This is a genomic window from Sulfitobacter sp. GN1-4 (assembly GCF_055693825.1).
This window is the reverse complement of record NZ_JBVFUQ010000003.1, coordinates 1,096,107-1,112,076: the sequence shown is the minus strand read 5'-3', so window position 1 is coordinate 1,112,076 and position 15,970 is coordinate 1,096,107. Positions and strand designations below refer to the sequence as shown.

15 protein-coding genes, 3 pseudogenes and 1 riboswitch are annotated in these 15,970 nt (G+C 58.2%); of the genes and pseudogenes, 4 read left to right on the top strand and 14 right to left on the bottom strand.

What is annotated here, in order from left to right; genetic code table 11:
• Positions 1 to 152 precede the first annotated feature (152 nt).
• The 3 genes from ACZ1HM_RS05955 to ACZ1HM_RS05945 form a co-directional block, all read right to left on the bottom strand.
• Positions 153 to 1,496, bottom strand: coding sequence for a hybrid sensor histidine kinase/response regulator (locus ACZ1HM_RS05955; protein ID WP_472741955.1), 1,344 nt, complete (start codon positions 1,494 to 1,496; stop codon positions 153 to 155).
• Between the two features lie 175 nt (positions 1,497 to 1,671).
• Positions 1,672 to 2,520, bottom strand: coding sequence for a sterol desaturase family protein (locus tag ACZ1HM_RS05950; protein WP_472741954.1), 849 nt, complete (start codon positions 2,518 to 2,520; stop codon positions 1,672 to 1,674).
• Positions 2,517 to 3,062, bottom strand: coding sequence for a TetR/AcrR family transcriptional regulator (locus ACZ1HM_RS05945; protein WP_472741953.1), 546 nt, complete (start codon positions 3,060 to 3,062; stop codon positions 2,517 to 2,519). The genes ACZ1HM_RS05950 and ACZ1HM_RS05945 overlap by 4 nt, the downstream gene beginning before the upstream one ends.
• A gap of 111 nt (positions 3,063 to 3,173) precedes the next feature.
• Positions 3,174 to 3,377, top strand: a riboswitch (cobalamin riboswitch).
• Positions 3,378 to 3,615: 238 nt separating this feature from the next.
• Between ACZ1HM_RS05945 and ACZ1HM_RS05940 the strand changes: the two genes are divergently transcribed.
• From ACZ1HM_RS05940 to ACZ1HM_RS05925, 4 genes are read left to right on the top strand one after another with little or no spacing between them, the layout of a single operon-like run.
• Positions 3,616 to 3,834 (top strand): DUF1636 family protein, encoded by a 219-nt coding sequence (locus tag ACZ1HM_RS05940; protein WP_472741952.1) that lies wholly within the window; start codon positions 3,616 to 3,618, stop codon positions 3,832 to 3,834.
• Between the two features lie 29 nt (positions 3,835 to 3,863).
• On the top strand, positions 3,864 to 4,616 hold the full coding sequence (locus ACZ1HM_RS05935) for an ABC transporter ATP-binding protein (protein WP_472741951.1): 753 nt from the start codon (positions 3,864 to 3,866) through the stop codon (positions 4,614 to 4,616).
• Between the two features lie 16 nt (positions 4,617 to 4,632).
• On the top strand, positions 4,633 to 5,580 hold the full coding sequence (locus ACZ1HM_RS05930) for an ABC transporter substrate-binding protein (RefSeq protein WP_472741950.1): 948 nt from the start codon (positions 4,633 to 4,635) through the stop codon (positions 5,578 to 5,580).
• A gap of 16 nt (positions 5,581 to 5,596) precedes the next feature.
• Positions 5,597 to 6,595, top strand: coding sequence for a FecCD family ABC transporter permease (locus ACZ1HM_RS05925; RefSeq protein WP_472741949.1), 999 nt, complete (start codon positions 5,597 to 5,599; stop codon positions 6,593 to 6,595).
• A gap of 18 nt (positions 6,596 to 6,613) precedes the next feature.
• Here the strand turns inward: ACZ1HM_RS05925 and ACZ1HM_RS05920 are convergent, their stop codons facing one another.
• The 11 genes and pseudogenes from ACZ1HM_RS05920 to dctP form a co-directional block, all read right to left on the bottom strand.
• Positions 6,614 to 7,486 (bottom strand): sulfotransferase domain-containing protein, encoded by an 873-nt coding sequence (locus ACZ1HM_RS05920; RefSeq protein ID WP_472741948.1) that lies wholly within the window; start codon positions 7,484 to 7,486, stop codon positions 6,614 to 6,616.
• A 74-nt stretch (positions 7,487 to 7,560) separates the two neighbouring features.
• Entirely contained in the window at positions 7,561 to 8,667 is a 1,107-nt protein-coding gene (locus ACZ1HM_RS05915; RefSeq protein ID WP_472741947.1) for an alpha-hydroxy acid oxidase, read from the bottom strand.
• Positions 8,667 to 9,221: a sulfopyruvate decarboxylase subunit beta gene (gene comE / locus ACZ1HM_RS05910; protein WP_472741946.1), complete on the bottom strand. Its 555-nt coding sequence runs from the start codon at positions 9,219 to 9,221 to the stop codon at positions 8,667 to 8,669. The genes ACZ1HM_RS05915 and comE overlap by 1 nt, the downstream gene beginning before the upstream one ends.
• Complete coding sequence (locus tag ACZ1HM_RS05905; RefSeq protein WP_472741945.1) at positions 9,218 to 9,724, bottom strand: sulfopyruvate decarboxylase subunit alpha; 507 nt, start codon at positions 9,722 to 9,724, stop codon at positions 9,218 to 9,220. Before ACZ1HM_RS05905 ends, comE begins: the two co-directional genes overlap by 4 nt.
• A gap of 54 nt (positions 9,725 to 9,778) precedes the next feature.
• A complete protein-coding gene (locus ACZ1HM_RS05900; protein WP_472741944.1) occupies positions 9,779 to 10,189 on the bottom strand; it encodes a universal stress protein in 411 nt (136 codons plus the stop codon).
• Positions 10,190 to 10,219: 30 nt separating this feature from the next.
• Positions 10,220 to 11,199 (bottom strand): annotated as a pseudogene (locus ACZ1HM_RS05895) (alcohol dehydrogenase catalytic domain-containing protein).
• Entirely contained in the window at positions 11,196 to 11,957 is a 762-nt protein-coding gene (locus tag ACZ1HM_RS05890; protein ID WP_472741943.1) for an SDR family NAD(P)-dependent oxidoreductase, read from the bottom strand. The pseudogene ACZ1HM_RS05895 and the gene ACZ1HM_RS05890 overlap by 4 nt, the downstream one beginning before the upstream one ends.
• 3 nt (positions 11,958 to 11,960) lie before the next feature.
• Positions 11,961 to 13,268 carry a histidinol dehydrogenase gene (hisD, locus tag ACZ1HM_RS05885; RefSeq protein ID WP_472741942.1) on the bottom strand — a complete coding sequence of 436 codons (1,308 nt, stop codon included), beginning with the start codon at positions 13,266 to 13,268 and terminating at the stop codon, positions 11,961 to 11,963.
• A 12-nt stretch (positions 13,269 to 13,280) separates the two neighbouring features.
• Positions 13,281 to 14,608 (bottom strand): annotated as a pseudogene (locus ACZ1HM_RS05880) (TRAP transporter large permease).
• A 10-nt stretch (positions 14,609 to 14,618) separates the two neighbouring features.
• The gene (locus tag ACZ1HM_RS05875) at positions 14,619 to 15,131 is read right to left on the bottom strand and encodes a TRAP transporter small permease (RefSeq protein ID WP_472741941.1); all 513 of its coding nucleotides are present in this window, start codon (positions 15,129 to 15,131) and stop codon (positions 14,619 to 14,621) included.
• A gap of 107 nt (positions 15,132 to 15,238) precedes the next feature.
• A pseudogene (gene dctP, locus ACZ1HM_RS05870) lies at positions 15,239 to 15,963 on the bottom strand (TRAP transporter substrate-binding protein DctP).
• Positions 15,964 to 15,970 lie beyond the last annotated feature (7 nt).

The following is a 15,970-nucleotide window of genomic DNA, read 5'->3' as shown; positions in this document are numbered from 1 at the left end:
CCCTCAATCTTCCTGTGGTTCCACAGTAACAAGGCATCGCTGAGGGGAAATGACGTAAAGGGATAGGGGGACTATACTAAAGTATAGTCGAGGTGTCTGGGGGCATTGTTTGCAGGAAGACTTGGAGGATAATCACGCGCGACTGATGCAGCTCAGCCTTGCGGCAGTCCGGCCAAAACATGCGCCAGTCGGGAAACATCCAACGGCTTGACCAGCACTGCATCCACACCCGCCTCAACAAGACGCGCATGCTCACCCTCCATCGCAGAAGCGGTTAGACCAATGACGGGCTGTGTGCACCCTTCAGCACGCAAGCGGCGCACTACCTCGTCTCCCATCAACTCGGGCAAATGGAGGTCGAGCAAGATCACGTCATGGGTTGATTGCAGGGCATGTTGCAGCCCTTCCGGGCCGGTTGCGGCCTCTGCCATTCCGGCACCAAGTTTTTCCAGCTGCGCTTTGATGATTGTGCGGACGATGTCGTTGTCTTCGATCAGCAACAAACGTTTTCCGGCAAAATCATACGGTGCTGGCTCAACTTGGGCACCACCTTTGTCGTCTGAAGACACCAGCTCAAACACCATCACAAACGTGGCACCACCGTCGACATTCGTCTCCACAGTCAGGGCACCGTTGAAGTAGGTTTGCAAGAAATCGCGACACACATGCAGGCCCAAGCCCAACCCCTCACTTACGCTGGGGCCGCGCTGGAACGGGTCAAAGATGGCGTCATGCGCGCCCTCTGCGATGCCAATGCCATCGTCCTGAAACCGCACCTCAAAACGCATTGGATCAGTGCCAAGGCCTTGCCCTGTGATATTGAGAGCGCTGCCCTGGCTGTGCAGGATGGAATTGCGCACCAGGTTCAGCACAACCTGGCGCAGGATTTGCGTGTTGAACCGCATGACCTGGTCGAAGGCCGCGGGCAGATCCAGCTGGATCTGCATCTGCTTTCTTTCTGCAAGGATGCGCTGGCTCTCAACTGCTTGCTGCAGGACCGACCGGGGCGAGGATTTGGCAGGGGTGCCACGCAACATCAGGTCTGGCTTGGCCAGCGCCCGCATGTCATCAATGACTGATACCAGATGGCGCGCGCTTTGTCGGGCGACGTCAAGGTTTTCGGATCGCCGCATATATCCGGGTTCTTCCAACATCATCGTCAACGAGCTGGCGGGCGTCCTAATCTCGTGCCCAAGCACGGAAAACAGCATTTGCTGGCGGGCCAAGGCGTCTTGCAGCTGTTTGTTCACGGACGCGATTTTATCAGCCGCCTGTTCGGCTTCGGTCTTTAACACGCCGATGCGCACCCACATGCGTCCGGGCACATAGGACGCGACGGGCGCGATGATCAGCGGCACCAGGAATGAGATCACCATGCCTTGTGAATCCAGATCGGGATAGAGGATTATCGCCGTGATCAGCATCGAGGCTGCAACCGAACCGAAGGTAATACAGCCCACCCAAATCCAGAGCTTCTTTTGGTCTTCGGGTGACATGGGGTTGGCGGCTCAGACTTTGGCGTCGGCGCAGAGGCAGATCTGCGCCGCAGTTTTGGGGCATATGGCTAGGGACCAAGTATCTTAGGGGGGCAAAGTGCATTCAAGCGAAAAGCGCCCCGATTTACAAAGCCGACGCTCAAATCAATCTGCCTGCGCCATTCCGTGCCTAGGCCTATTTATCCGGCTCCCATCCTGGCCGCGCGAAAAGGCGCATCATGGCTTCGCGAAATCCTTTCGCGCCTTTCAGGTCGCGCCACAGTTGCGGCAGTTCAGAGAACCAGACGTGGATGGGGTTTTGACTGTCAAAATCACGCTTTAACCCGTAACGCGGCGTTTCTTCTTCGACCTGAAATGACCCGAACATACGGTCCCAGATGATCAGGATACCGGCATAGTTTTTGTCCAGGTATTTATCATCTGCCCCGTGATGCACCCGGTGATGCGAGGGTGTATTCAGCACCGCCTCCAACGGGCCCAGTTTGCCAATCGTTTCGGTGTGCAGCCAGGTTTGATAGGCCAGCACAACAATCTGACCAAAGAACACCATTTCGGGCGCAAACCCCATCAAGACCATGGGAATATGGATGATCATCGCCCAGACCCCTTCAAAGGGGCCAAACCGGACGGCCGTTACGATGTTATAATCCCGCGATGAATGATGGACGGCGTGTTGCGTCCACAAGATGCGGACCTCATGGGCGATGCGGTGTTCCCAGTAATAGACGAAATCCGCGATCAGCAGCGCCAAAACAACGCTCCACCAGGTGATCGGGATCGACCAGGTCACAACGGTTTCGGCCAAGACATAATAGACCGCATAGGCACCCGTCATCACCAGCACCTCAAACGCGATGCTTGGGATCTGGGTTGAGGCGCTGGCCACCATCTCCATCAGCTTGCGGCGCTTTAGGGTGCCTTTGAACCAGGCCTCAAGCAGTTCGATCACCAAGATCGCAGCACCGATGATAAAAAACGCATCGTCGATGCGCGTGGCAAGATCGTTGAGCACATCAACAGTCATGCGGACACTCCTTTGATGAAAGTGCGCCAGGCCATATCAGCGGCCTGACGGGTTGTGGCTTCTTCTGCGCGGACCATGCTCCAGCCGGCGTAGATCAGGTTTTCATAGACTTCCACGATCCACCTGGTTGGCAAATCGGCGGCAAACCCGCCTTCGGCGCGGGCCGCTTCGATGGCCTCGTACAGCTCTTGCTGGTCGGCCTCATATCTGGCTGTCAGATCAGGGGCCGCATCAAAATCCTCATGCGCCAGAAACCACTGGCGGGTGGCCAGTGGGATGACAGCCTGCAACGTCAGGCGCAGCCCTTCGGTGTGGGAAGCCGCCTCAGCGGTGGCGTCTGCGACGGCCCTATCAAGTTCATCCATGGCGGCCTTGGCCAGCGCCAGGATCAGATCCTGCCGGGAGCTGAAGTGGCGATGAAGTGTAGCCCGCCCCACCCCCGCACGCGCGGCAACATCCGCGAGGGATGCGGCAGGGTCTTCGTTAAGCACAAGGAAAGCTGCGTCTATGATCGCAGATCGTGTGGAATTATTTTGTCTCATATGAGACATCTATGTCTCATTGCTCGACACTTCAAGCCTCCAATGACTGCTGCGTCCTCCCCTGAACGGGTGGCTGGTTTCGAATTGTGTATTGACCGGCATCTGAATCTCAGCCATCGCTAGGGTGATGGTTCGCTCAGTTCAGCTGGGTGATGAAAAGGGAATGCGGTGAGGTCGCCATTTGGCACCAAATCCGCAACTGCCCCCGCAACTGTGAGCGGAGAGCAATGCCATAGACCACTGGCCCGAGGGCTGGGAAGGATGGCTGCGCATCGACCCGCAAGTCAGGAGACCTGCCGTCGCAACGTAACCAACCCAGGGCGGGGTGTCCTGGAAGGAGGCTTTGATGGCGCGTTTCAGACGTGTTAACACAACAGGTTCCTTCTATCCGCCCTTGGCAACAAGCGGAGCGGATGATGGAAGGCAAAGCTGATCACTTTCTGCTGATTTGTTCGCGCTGCCAAAACGGCGACGCCACCCGTTCTATGCGTAAAGCCCTCAAGCGGGCTTTGCCCGACGGGTTTGCCATTCGCGCCGTCCCTTGCATGGCCGGATGCGACCGACCCGCAACCGTTGGCTTTCAAGGCAGAGGCAAAGCGCAATACCTTTTGGGGATATCACAACGCAAGGTGATATCGACGCGCTGATCACCTTTGCCCGGCAATACCAAAGCAGCAATGACGGCTGGACAAACGCCACGGATCGCCCCGCCGCCCTGTTTGACAAAACCCTGTCGCGGCTGCCCGCGCTGGACCGGGAGGTGCCCGGATGACAGCCCCTAGTTTTCTGAGTGTGAGGGAAGTGGCATACAGCGCGCAGAACGGTGATGCCTTGCTGCATGATACGTCCTTTGAGCTGGAAGAGGGCGCGATCCTTGCCATCGCTGGTCCAAATGGGGCGGGAAAATCGACGCTGCTGAACCTGTTGTGCGGTGCAACGGCACTGACCTTGGGTGACGTATTTGTCGATGGGCGCAGCTTGCGACAGATGTCTGCGGTCGAACGCGCCCGTATGATTTCGGTTGTGGGCCAACAAGAACAACCAGACGGGCGGCTGACGCTGCGGGACTATGTTTCACTCGGTCAGATCCCCATCTACGCTGATCGCTCAGCTGCGGCGCATGAGGCTGAGCTGGCGCGCATCCTGGACCGGACAAGCCTGACCCACCTGGCCCATCAACGCATGGCGGTGCTGTCTGGCGGTGAACGCCAGCGTGCGCATATCGCGCGGGCCTTGGCGCAAAATCCCAAGCTGTTATTCCTGGACGAGCCAACAAACCATCTGGATCCCGACGCCAAGGGCCGCATGCTGTCGCTTGTCTCTGATCTGGAGATCACGGTTGTCATGATCGTGCATGACCTCGTGCTGATTCCCGAATTTGCGACCCACGTCGCCCTGATCAAGTCAGGGGCGCTGACGGGGTTTGGCAAAGTCGCTGACGTGCTCACCTCTCAGACTGTGCGCGACACATTCGCAGTTGAATACCTCAGCTTCGAGCATCAAGGCCGGATTGTCCCCGCACTCGACATCCGGCGTAACCCTGCCTTCACATGATAAGGAGTGAAATCAAATGAAACCCATCTGGCTGGCGGTCATGGCTGCCGCTGTGGCAAGCAGTGCCGCCGCACACGAAGTCACCGTCGACAATTGCGGAGAGCCTTTGGTCTTTGAAAGCCAGCCTGAACGGCTGGTCGTTCATGATATGAACATGACGGATATGGCTTTTGCCTTGGGACTTCAGGACAAGATCGTGGGCCTGACGGGCATCACCGGTTGGTACAAGACCAGCCCCGAATTTGACACCCTGCGCGGCGACATCCCTGAGCTTGCGCCGAAATACCCCACCGTGGAAAACCTGGTTGCTGCTGACCCGGATCTCTTTTTTGCGGGCTGGTATTACGGCATGAAGCCCGGTGGTGACGTGACACCAGACACGCTGGCCCCCTTTGGCATCAAAACGATGATCTTGACGGAAAGCTGTGTGCACCTCGACAAAGACCGCCCCGAGGCCAGCATGGATCTGCTGTTTAATGACGTGCTGCGTCTGGGTCAGGTGATGCATGTCGAAGACAAGGCGCAAGCGCTGGTCAGCGGTTGGAAAGAGCAGCTGAGCGCGATTGAGGCCCAGACCGCCGAATTGGAAAAGCCACGTGTGTTTTTGCTGGATGGCCCGGCGGATGCCCCGTTCACTGCCGGTAAATTCGCCATTCCAGATGCGATGATTGCCGCGGCGGGCGGCATGAACGTCACCCATGACATGGACACCAGCTGGGGCCGCACATCCTGGGAAACAGTCGCCGCAGCCAACCCGGAATTCCTGGTGCTTCTGGACTATCAAACCGGCAACGGCGCGGCAGATACGTTCAAGTTTCTCCAAGAACATCCGGTCATGTCCCAAACCGACGCGGTCAAAAACGAACGCTGGATCGGGCTGCGCTATGAAGAGCTGACACCTGGGCCTGCCAATATCGAAGCCATCTCAAAGATGGCGGGGGCGATGCACCCCAGCTTGAACTGATATGGGGCGATTGGCCTTGATACAAATCGCAGGGGCGGCGGTCTTGGCCGCCCTTGTGCTTTTGTCGACGGCCTATGGCACAACCTCTATCCCTGCCGGGGATGTGATTGAGGCGGTCTTGATCGGGTCCGGGTTCTCGGACGCTGAGATGTCGCCGCTGCACCGCATTGTCTATGATCTGCGCTTGCCACGCGCGCTTTTTGCAGCACTGATTGGCGCCGGGCTTGGCGTTGTTGGGGTGGTTTTGCAAACCACCACGCGCAACGATTTGGCGGATCCCTTTTTGTTTGGCCTATCCTCAGGCGCCGCAGCGGGGGCGGTGTTTGTCATCACGGTTACGGGTGACATCCTGGGCTTCTGGACCCTGCCTATCGCGGCCTTTAGCGGCGGTTTGATCGCCTCTGGCATTGTGCTTGGCCTGGTGCACAGCCTGCGCACCAGCGCACCAGAAAAACTGATCCTGGCAGGCCTGGCGGTGTCGTTCCTTTTTGCCGCCATCACCAATTATCTGATCTTTGCAGGCGACAGCCGTGCCGCACATTCGGTGATTTTCTGGATGTTGGGCGGGCTGGGCCTGGCCCGGTGGGAAATGATGCCGCTGGTCTCAGCGGGTCTGCTGCTGATCCTGGCTTATGCGCTTTACCGCAGCCGGTGGCTTGACGCGCTTTTAACCGGAGATCTGACCGCCTCAACCCTTGGCGTGCCGGTGCAGCGTCTACGGTTTGCGATGTTCTTTACTGCGGCCCTTGCGACGGCTGTGTTCGTGTCAGTGGCTGGGGTGATTGGGTTTGTCGGCCTGATGGTCCCCCATATCGCACGGGGCATCGCCGGACCGCTTCACCGTCATCTTATCCCGACAGCAGCGCTGGTGGGGGCCGCCCTTTTGACCGGGTCTGATATTGCCAGCAGGCTTTTGCTGGCCCCACAAGAACTGCCGGTCGGCATTGTGACCACCTCTATCGGATCGGTTTTCGTGTTCCTGTTGCTCTATAAAACAGCCAACGCACGCAAATAGACTTGGATCCACCGCAGCCTAGCCCGCGCCATGCTCAAGCCAAGCCCGATCTGCGGGCGCAAGATAGCTGTCCATCGCTGCATAATAGGCCGCAAGCTCATCATCGGTCAGTTGGCCCTGCCATTTCCCGGTGCCCCCGCTTTGAAAGAAACCACTGTCTGATTTGAAAAACCCTTGCCCGCCGCCGGGGGCGTACCTTGATGCATTGCTTTTCATATGCTCGAAACTGGCCACGCTGATCAGTTCCTCCAACACGTCCGCGCGCACGTCAGTGTCCAAAAGCGCATCCAGCTTGCGAAAGGTCCCGGCCAGATCGCGCATCATATCGGCATAGTGAAACAGCGTTACGTTTGGCCGATCTGCCAAAGCCTTGGCGGCGTGAAAGTGCCGGATGATATGCGCCAGCGGCATCAGATCCATATCAAACCCCTCTGCCCCACCATCCAGAAACCGCCGAAACGCGACCCTGGTGTCGTCCTCTTCTGGATACCAATGCGCGAACCAGGGCATGGGGATGTTCTGGGCGTGGTTGCGGAAAGAGAAATGCGCATCCAGCGGATGGCGAAACACGCAGATGTAGTGGGCTTCCTCGTGCAGCGGCAACCCGTCCATCGGAGTATGACTTTTCATTGATCGGCGGTGGGTCATCTGCGCCAAATGCGCGGCCACCCCATCAACCTCACGCAGACGGATGTCGACCCAAGGCATTTTCACCGTCAACTCTGTTTCCACCTCCGGATCACCGGACAGCAGCAGGGCCACGATGGTCTGCATCCACGTCGTGCCGCATTTGGGCGGCGTGACAACCATCACATCATCTGGCCGGATCTTCACCCGGTCCCAGCGGCGGTTATCGGTGAGTGGACCCAGATAGAGCTTGCGATCTTTCATGCATCAAACCTCCTGCAGCGGCGTGATCAGCAAAAGCGGACGCGGCGCAGAAGGCAAGCGTTAAGGAAATCAAGCTAGGGTTGGGCAAACTCAGGTGACGTCATCCCGATCTGTGCTAAGGCCGTATCCATCTCTTCTGAGAGCACATCCCACAGTTGCGCCAGCCCCGCTTCACCGCCCGCAGCAATCGCAAATTGCAAAACGCGCCCAAAGAACGTGAAGTTGGCACCCAGGCTCAGCGCTTTCAAGGCATCCTCGCCTGAGCGCAGGCCGCTATCATAAAAGAGTGGGAACGCAGGCCCGACGCGTTGGCGTATATCTGCCAAGGCCGTGATTGGCGGTGGCGCGCTTTCCAGTTGCCGCGATCCGTGGCTTGAGACCTGAATGGCATCAACGCCAGCATCTTTCAGGCGTTGTGCATCTGTGGCGTCCAAAACGCCCTTGACCACCAACTTGCCCTGCCACGCCTCTCTGAGGCGGGCCAGCGTGTCCCAGGTCACGTTTGCCCGGCTTTCTGTCCGGTCAAAGGCGTAGCCTGGCATCTCAAAATTCGCCATCTGAGGTTTGCCTGCGGCCAGCGACGTGAGCGACCAACGCGGATGTAGGGCGAAATCAATAAACTGACGCGGCCCGATTCTAAACGGCATCTTGAAGCCATGGCGCAGCTCACGTGGTCTGCGGCCCACTTCGGGCACATCAACGGTCAGCACCAGCGTGCGGTAACCCGCATCCCAGGCCCGCTGAACCAATTTGAACGATCCGACCCCGTCGCCTGAAAAATAGATCTGGAACCATGCATGGCCCTGGGCCACCTCCAAAATCTTTTCCATCGGGGTTGAGGCCACTGTGCTGACCCCGTGCGGCACCTGATGTTTGGCCGCCAATCGCGCCAGCATCAGATCCGCGCCGGGGCCCGACAGGTTGCACATTCCCATCGGGGCAATGCCAAAGGGCCGCCCGGCAGGCGCGCCGAAGATCGTGGTGGCCAGTGACCGGTCGGAGACGTCTTTGAGAATGCGCGGGCGGAGCGTAACCGCATCCAGAGCGGCACGGTTGCGCACAGCGCCTGCGCCCTGCCCGGCGGTGCCATCAATGTAGTCGAAGATCATCCAAGGCAAACGCCGCCTTGCCAGCCGCCGCGCGTCCTCAGATGAGAAGATCTGCGCGGCGGCCTGGTTCATTAGCCTGCAACCGCTTTCATGAACCGGTCTTTGATCACAACGGGATCCATCGTGATGACAGGCATCTTGGCGTTGCCACTGTCGCATTTGACGATCATCACTGTGCCTTTGCGGCCATCGATCGCCTCTTGCAGCGCTTTGCCTGTGTCGACGTCCTGAACCTCAACAACGTTGTCGCACCCCGCCGCGCGCGCCATGCCCGCCAGATCGGTCTTGCGACCTGTATAGGTCGGCTGATCACCGGTGGAGCCGTAAGATCCGTTGTCGATGATCATCAGGATATAGTTGTCAGGGCAATTGTTCCCAATGGTGGGCAGCGTGCCCAGGTTGGTCAGCACAGAGCCGTCCCCGTCAATGGAGATCACGGTCTTGTCTTGTGCCAAGGCCAAGCCCAAACCGATGGAGGATGCCAATCCCATGGTGCCAAGCATGTAGAAGTTGCTGGGCTGATCCATGATGGCATGCAGCTCTTGGCTGGGGATGCCGATGTTACAAACGATCAACTGATCTTTGAGGATCGGGGCGATTTCTTTGAGAATTTCAGAACGGATCATTGGTCGCCATAGCCTCCCCAGAAGTTGGCGTCGGTCAGGATCGCCACGGGTTTGTTGCACATGAAGGTGTATTTGAGGATGTTGTCGAACTCCTCCACGTCCTTTTGCCAATGGAAGTGGTAGGTGGGGATGTTCAGCTGGTTCAGCAGCGCCTTGGTATGCACAGCCATCTCAACCTGACAGGCCACGGGTTCGCGCAGCTCACCCCGGTAAGAGATCAGCATCGGCAGTGGCATCCGGTAATATTGGGTGAGCGTGGCCAAGGTGTTGATCGTCACACCAATCGCGGTGTTCTGCATGATGATCATGGGACGTTTGCCGCCCATGTGGGCACCGGCGCACAGGCCCATGCCTTCATCTTCTTTGTTGGAAGGAATGTGAAAGATGCCCTCGCGCTGATCAACTTCATCAATGACACCGGCAAGCTGTTTGCAAGGCACGGTCGTCACAAATGAAACGTCATTAGCGACAAGATCATCCACGATCTTTTTGTCGATATTCATTCTTACTCTGTCTTTCTGATGGGCGCCGAAGCGCCGGATTAACGGTTGGAGGGTTTAGGTTGTGCGGTAAACGTGAACAGCGCAGCCGGCATGGCGTACCACCCGCGCGGCAGTTGAGCCCAAGAGGAAATCACTGAAACCCGGCTTGTGAGATCCCATGACAATGCAATCAACGTCCTCGGCGGAAGCGTAATCCACAATGCTGCGGTAGGTATGTCCGACCACCATTTTGGCCTCTACGCCGTCAAGGTGGCTGGTTTTTGACGTCAGTTCAGCGCGGGCATGAGACATGGCTTCTTGTTTTGCCTCCTCATCCAGAAACGCCTGCACGGACCCTTGCGGGGCCTCATATACATGCAGCGCCGTGATCTTGCCAGTATCCCCCGCGAGCACCTTGGCGATGTTGAGTGTCTTTTCCGAAATGCCGTGATCAAGCGCCATGGGAACAAGGATTTTGTTGTACATTTCAATAAATCTCCATCAGCGGTCTGCGTTTCAGGTCCAAGGGGTCAGGACGATTTTGGGGGCGGCCACGCGACCGGATCGCAGATCAGCAAAGGCCTGCCCCCGTCCGAAAGCGGGCGGATTTCCGTCCAGGTCAACGCGCCCAAGCGCCCGTCAAAGATCGCGGCGGCTGTGTCGCGAAAATCTTGCGCGGTGTAGGTATAGGTCCCGATAAAGGTAATCTCTTGCAATGTGGCGCGCCGAATATCGAGGCCTTCGGCGCTGTCTCCAAGACCCACATGGGCAATCACGCCCCCGGGTTCGGTCTGGGCAGAGGCGGCAGCACGTGTGGCCCCGAACCCGACCGCATCAATGACAACCGGGAACAATCCATCTGCCTGCGTGACAGCTTTCTGCCCACACCGGTCTTCTAGAAACGCACGGCGGGCGTCATTGGGCTCAACGATGGTGACATCGCGCCATCCCATCGCAGCCAACGATAGGGCAGCGGCAAGCCCGATGGCACCGCCGCCGATCACCAAAGCGCGTTTGTCCATGGCTGGATGAACAGCCTCCAGCGCCAAGCGGCAAACGTGCCAGCTGACAGCCAGAGGTTCGGCCAAAGCGGCCTTGGCAAGCGGCACCTCATCCGGGACTTCCACAAGGTTGCGCCAAGGCATTGCGACGTATTGGGCAAAGGCCCCTTCGCGCGGCTGCATTGAAATGATCTGGCGATGCGGACACAGGTTCTCGCGGCCCGATTGGCACGCCGAACAGGTCCCGCAGGTAACAAGGGGGTTGATGGTGACACGGGTGCCATCCTTTGATCCGCCCACGATGACGCCAGCCGCCTCATGGCCCAGGATCAGCGGGGCTGGCCTGCGCGCATCATGGCCCAGATAGGCGTGCATGTCTGAGCCGCAGATGCCCACGGCCTCTACCTTGATCAGGTGCTCACCCTCAGCTGGCACAGCATCGGGCACATCCTTGAACGCCAGGGTTTCGACCCCTTCATACACAAGCGCCTTCATTTCGCCGTGAACCCCCCGTCAACCATCAGAACCTGCCCTGTCACAAAGGCGCAGGCCTCTGAACAAAAGAAAAGGATGGGCCCGTCGATATCGGACAAGGCTCCGTTGCGCCCCAGGCAGGTCTGGGCTGCGTTGCGCGCGGCGCGGTCTTCATCGTCAAAGACCGCTGCGGTCAGCTCTGTTGGGAAAAACCCAGGGCCAATGGCGTTTGCCGTGATGCCAAAGGGCGACCATGCCTCAGCCATTGCGCGGGTTAATTGCGCCACGCCCCCCTTGCTGGCCCCATAGGCGATGCCACCGGGAAAGGCGCGGGTGCTTTGTAGTGAGGCAAAGTTCACTATTCTGCCCCAGCCTTTTTCCTTCATCGCAGGGACCATGGCCTGGCTCAGGAAAAACGGCGCACTTAAATTGAGCGCGAGGGTCTGATCCCATCCTTCTGCGGTCACATCATCCGCCGCCTGTCGCGTATTCACGCCAGCGGCATGGATCAAAATGTCAGGAGGACCAAAGGGGGCCGAGACCGCATCTGCAATCGCCGCCACCGCCTCTCTCTTCGACACGTCGGCCGCAACGGCTGCGGCGTCTGCCCCGATTTCATCACAGAGCGTGTCCAGTGACGATTGTCGCCGCGCCACGCCCACAACCCGCGCCCCTGCCCGCGCAAGCGTCACCGCAGCCTGCCGCCCAAGGCCAGAGCTGGCCCCGGTGATGCAGGCCACACGCCCGGAGAGGTCAAAAAGATCGCGCGGAGCGGTCATAGCTTACTCCACGGCGGTCAGGTCGAAGTTTTCTCCTGGGAAATACTTGGCCAGCCGCACGTCTGCCGCGCGGGCGTGTCCTTCCATCCCTTCCAGACGAGAAATCCGGGCCGTGGCCAAAGCCACATCTTTGGAGGCCTCGCGGGTGGCGCGCTGCCAGGTCACGATTTTCATGTATTTGTGCACGCTCAGACCGCCTGTGTAATTCGCAGCGCCTGAAGTCGGCAGAACATGGTTCGTCCCAGTCGCTTTGTCGCCGTAAGACACTGTCGTTTCCTCGCCCAGGAACAGGGAGCCATAACAGGTCAAGCGTTCCAGCCACCAATCAATATCAGCCGCCTGAACCGTCAAATGTTCTGGGGCGTATTCATCGGAGGTGGCCGCCATCTCTTCACGGTCCGAGCACAGGATAACCTCGGCATAGTCGCGCCATGCAGCGGCGGCATTGTCCCGGTTCACCTCAGGCAGGTCATCGATCAGGCCAGGCACACGCGCCATGACGTCTTCGGCCAGGGCACGATCATCCGTCACCAGCCATACGGGCGAGTTATAGCCGTGCTCTGCCTGGCTGACCAAATCTGTGGCCACAATATGCGCATCCGCGTCCTTATCTGCCAGGATAAGGCTGTCTGTTGGGCCTGCAATCATGTCGATACCAACACGGCCAAAGAGGATCCGCTTGGCCTCGGCTACAAACTGGTTGCCGGGTCCAACAAGGATGTTGGCTTTGGGCAAGCCGAACAATCCGTAGGTCATTGCAGCGACCCCCTGCACACCGCCCATCGCCATGATCTTGTCCGCGCCGCAGATGTGGGCGGCATAGATGATGGCCGGGGCCACGCCAACGCCGGGACGTGGCGGGGAACAGGCCGTGATATGCCGGCACCCGGCCACTTTGGCTGTTGTGACCGTCATGATCGCGGACGCGATGTGGCTATACCGCCCGCCCGGCACATAACAGCCCGCGGCATCCACTGGGATCGCCTTTTGACCGGCTACAAAACCTGGCTGGATTTCCATCTCAACGTTGGCAACGGTGCTTTTTTGCAGCTCAGCAAACCGCTTGACGTTGTCGTGGGCGAACCGGATGTCCGCCTTGAGCTTTTCAGGCACCAAAGCTGTCGCGGCGGCGATCTCTTCGTCTGTCAGCAGGACGTTACCTTCGTACTGATCAAACTTGGCCGCATACTCCAATGCCTTGGCATCCCCACCTGCCTCAATGTCATTCAGAATGCCGACAACTGTGTCATGGACGTCTGACGCCCCTGAGGCAGACGTCAAAGTGGCTTTCTTGAGGTACTCACGTGTCATGTATCGAAGGTCCTATTTGTAGATGTCAGGCAGCAGCGTTGTCGAAACTGCCGGTACGTATGCGATAAAAAGCACCACGACGAACATGCAAAGCACGAAGGGCACAGCGCGCGCCGCGATTTTTAGGATAGATTCTCCCGTAATGCCCGACACGACAAAGAGATTAAGCCCCAAAGGCGGCGTGATAAAGCCCACACCGAGCGCGGTGATCATCATAATGCAGAATTGAATTTCATTCATGCCGATGTTTTCGGCCAATGGCATCAGGATGGGGGCCAGGATTACGATGTTGGGCGTGGTTTCCATCACGCAGCCTGCCGCGATCAAGATGCCAATCATCAGCAGGATCAGAACCCAAGGTTCATCCGTCAGACCGGTGGCCGATGTTACGAAGCCCTGCGGCACCCCCATGATCGCCAACGCCTCAGCCAGGGGGCCGAAAACGCGATGATGGGCAGGATCACACCGTTTACCTTGGCCGAGCTAACCAACATTGATGGAAAATCCGCGAACCTGAGCGTGCCCAGGACGAAGCCCATCAGAATCGTCACAACGACAGCGGTGGCCCCGGCTTCGGTCGGTGTGAGGCGACCAGAAAAGATGCCGTAAAAGATGATGCCCGGCACGATAAACGCATACCAGCCAGATTTAAGCGCACGGCCTAGATTGGCCAGCCATTCGCCCATCGTCATGTTGCCCCCGCCTTCATAGGCATAAAGACGGTTGACCACGAGGTTGGTAATCAGGATCGCAAAGAGGATGCACAACCCCGGGATCAAGGCTGCCAAAAACAGCGTGGAGGCCGATATGCCCAACACGAGGCCGATGATGATATAGGCGATGGAGGGCGGAATAAGGATGCCGGTACAGGCCCCCGCAGCCACCAATGCGCAGGCATAAGGGCGTGGGTATCCCGCCTCAACCAGCCGCGCGATGGTCATGCGCCCCACCGCAGCAGCCCCAGCCGCATCCGAGCCTGAGATCGCAGCGAACATGCCGCAAACAAGCACCGTGGCAGACCCAAATCCGCCCTTGGTAAAACACGTCAGGGCTTCGGCCACGTCCAGGAATTTTCGGCTAAGCCCGGTGCGCACCAACACATCGCCCGTCAGAATAAAAAGCGGAATGGCCGTAAGCGCAAAAGCATCGATGCCGGTAAACAGCCGCTCACCCACAAGGCTCAGCGGCAGATCGCCCGACATCAGCAGCATAAGAATGGCCGATGACCCGATGGCAGCCCAAACAGGCACGGCCAGCGCGATCATGGCGACAAAAAGCATAACCGGTACATAGAAGTCCCAGCCCAGTTCGACGGTTTGGTTGACAGTGGTCCAAAGCATTCAGGTCACCTCAATCAAACAGGGTGTCACCCTCGTAGACAGGCTTGCCTGTCCGGAGGGAAATAAGGTCACGCCGCATCGACTGCAGCAAGCGCCAGATCATCAGGGCAAATCCCGCTGGCACCGCCATCAGGAACCACACCTTTGAGATCCTCAGACCATCGGTGACCGATCCAAACTTGTAAGAGACATGAACCGATTCATATGACCAATAGAGCGCGATCACCGCGACGATCATCATGATGATGTCCCCGAAAATATAGAGCACCGCTTTGGGCCGGGGCGGCAGGTAATGCATGATCACATCTATTCGGATGTGCGCGCGCTCTTTCACCGCAGCGGCGGCACCGATCCAGGCAAGGTAGATGAATGAATAGCGGACAATCTCTTCTCCCCAGATGGAGGAGTAGGCGAAAATCTCGCGCCGGAGCACTTCGACGGCCATCGTGATGACAAGCATGACGTAGAACACCAGCAGCAGCCAGCGTTCCGCGTTTTTGTCAAGTTTCTGAAGGGTTTCCATATCTGGACCTGATCGGTTCGCATCCGCAGAGAGATTGCCCGGGCGGCAAGCCGTCTTCAGATGCAGGAAAAGGGAAAGGGGGTGCCCAGAACGGGCACCCCATTGTTTTATGCGTCGTGGACGTAGAGGCGACCTTTGGTGCTGGCCGCTTCTTCCATCTTGGCGAAGTTGTCCATGGAGCCTGCAAGCTCCACCTTGAACTCATCCCACTCAGAACGCTGATAGCCGCCGGCGTCTTTCCACTCTGCCAGCTGATCATCGCTGAGCGAATGGAACTCAACCCCGGCTTTCACCAGCTCTGCCATGGCATAGGCACGTGCCGACGGCACTTTGGCCAGGTTCTGATGCGCGGTCATCTCAGAGCCCCACATGATGCCTTCTTGGACATCGCTTGGCATGGAATTGAACCACTCAAGGTTACAGGAATAAACTTGGCTGTCCGGCACGGCTTGGGTGAAGGTCACATGGGACAGGATGTCTTTGAAGCCAAAGACGAACAGCGCCCCCACAGACGGATCAAGCGCATCTGCCACACCCTGCTGGATCGCTGAAGGCGTCTCACCCAGGCCACTGGCGTTGGGTTGGCGCCGACCAAACGGTAGTATTGCTGCAACATCGCAGAGCCCGGCACGCGGAACTTGATGCCTTCCATGTCACCGGGTGTGATGACGGCGTTGCCGCCCTTGCGCACCGCGACGACCCGTGGATCAATGTTGATGTAGAAAAGTGGTTTGAACCCGTTCTCTTCGATCTTTGGCGTCACATTGGTGTTCCAGAAATCAGACGTCACCAGGTTGGTGAAACGCTGGTTGGAGCCGCAAAGATAGGGCATGTTGATC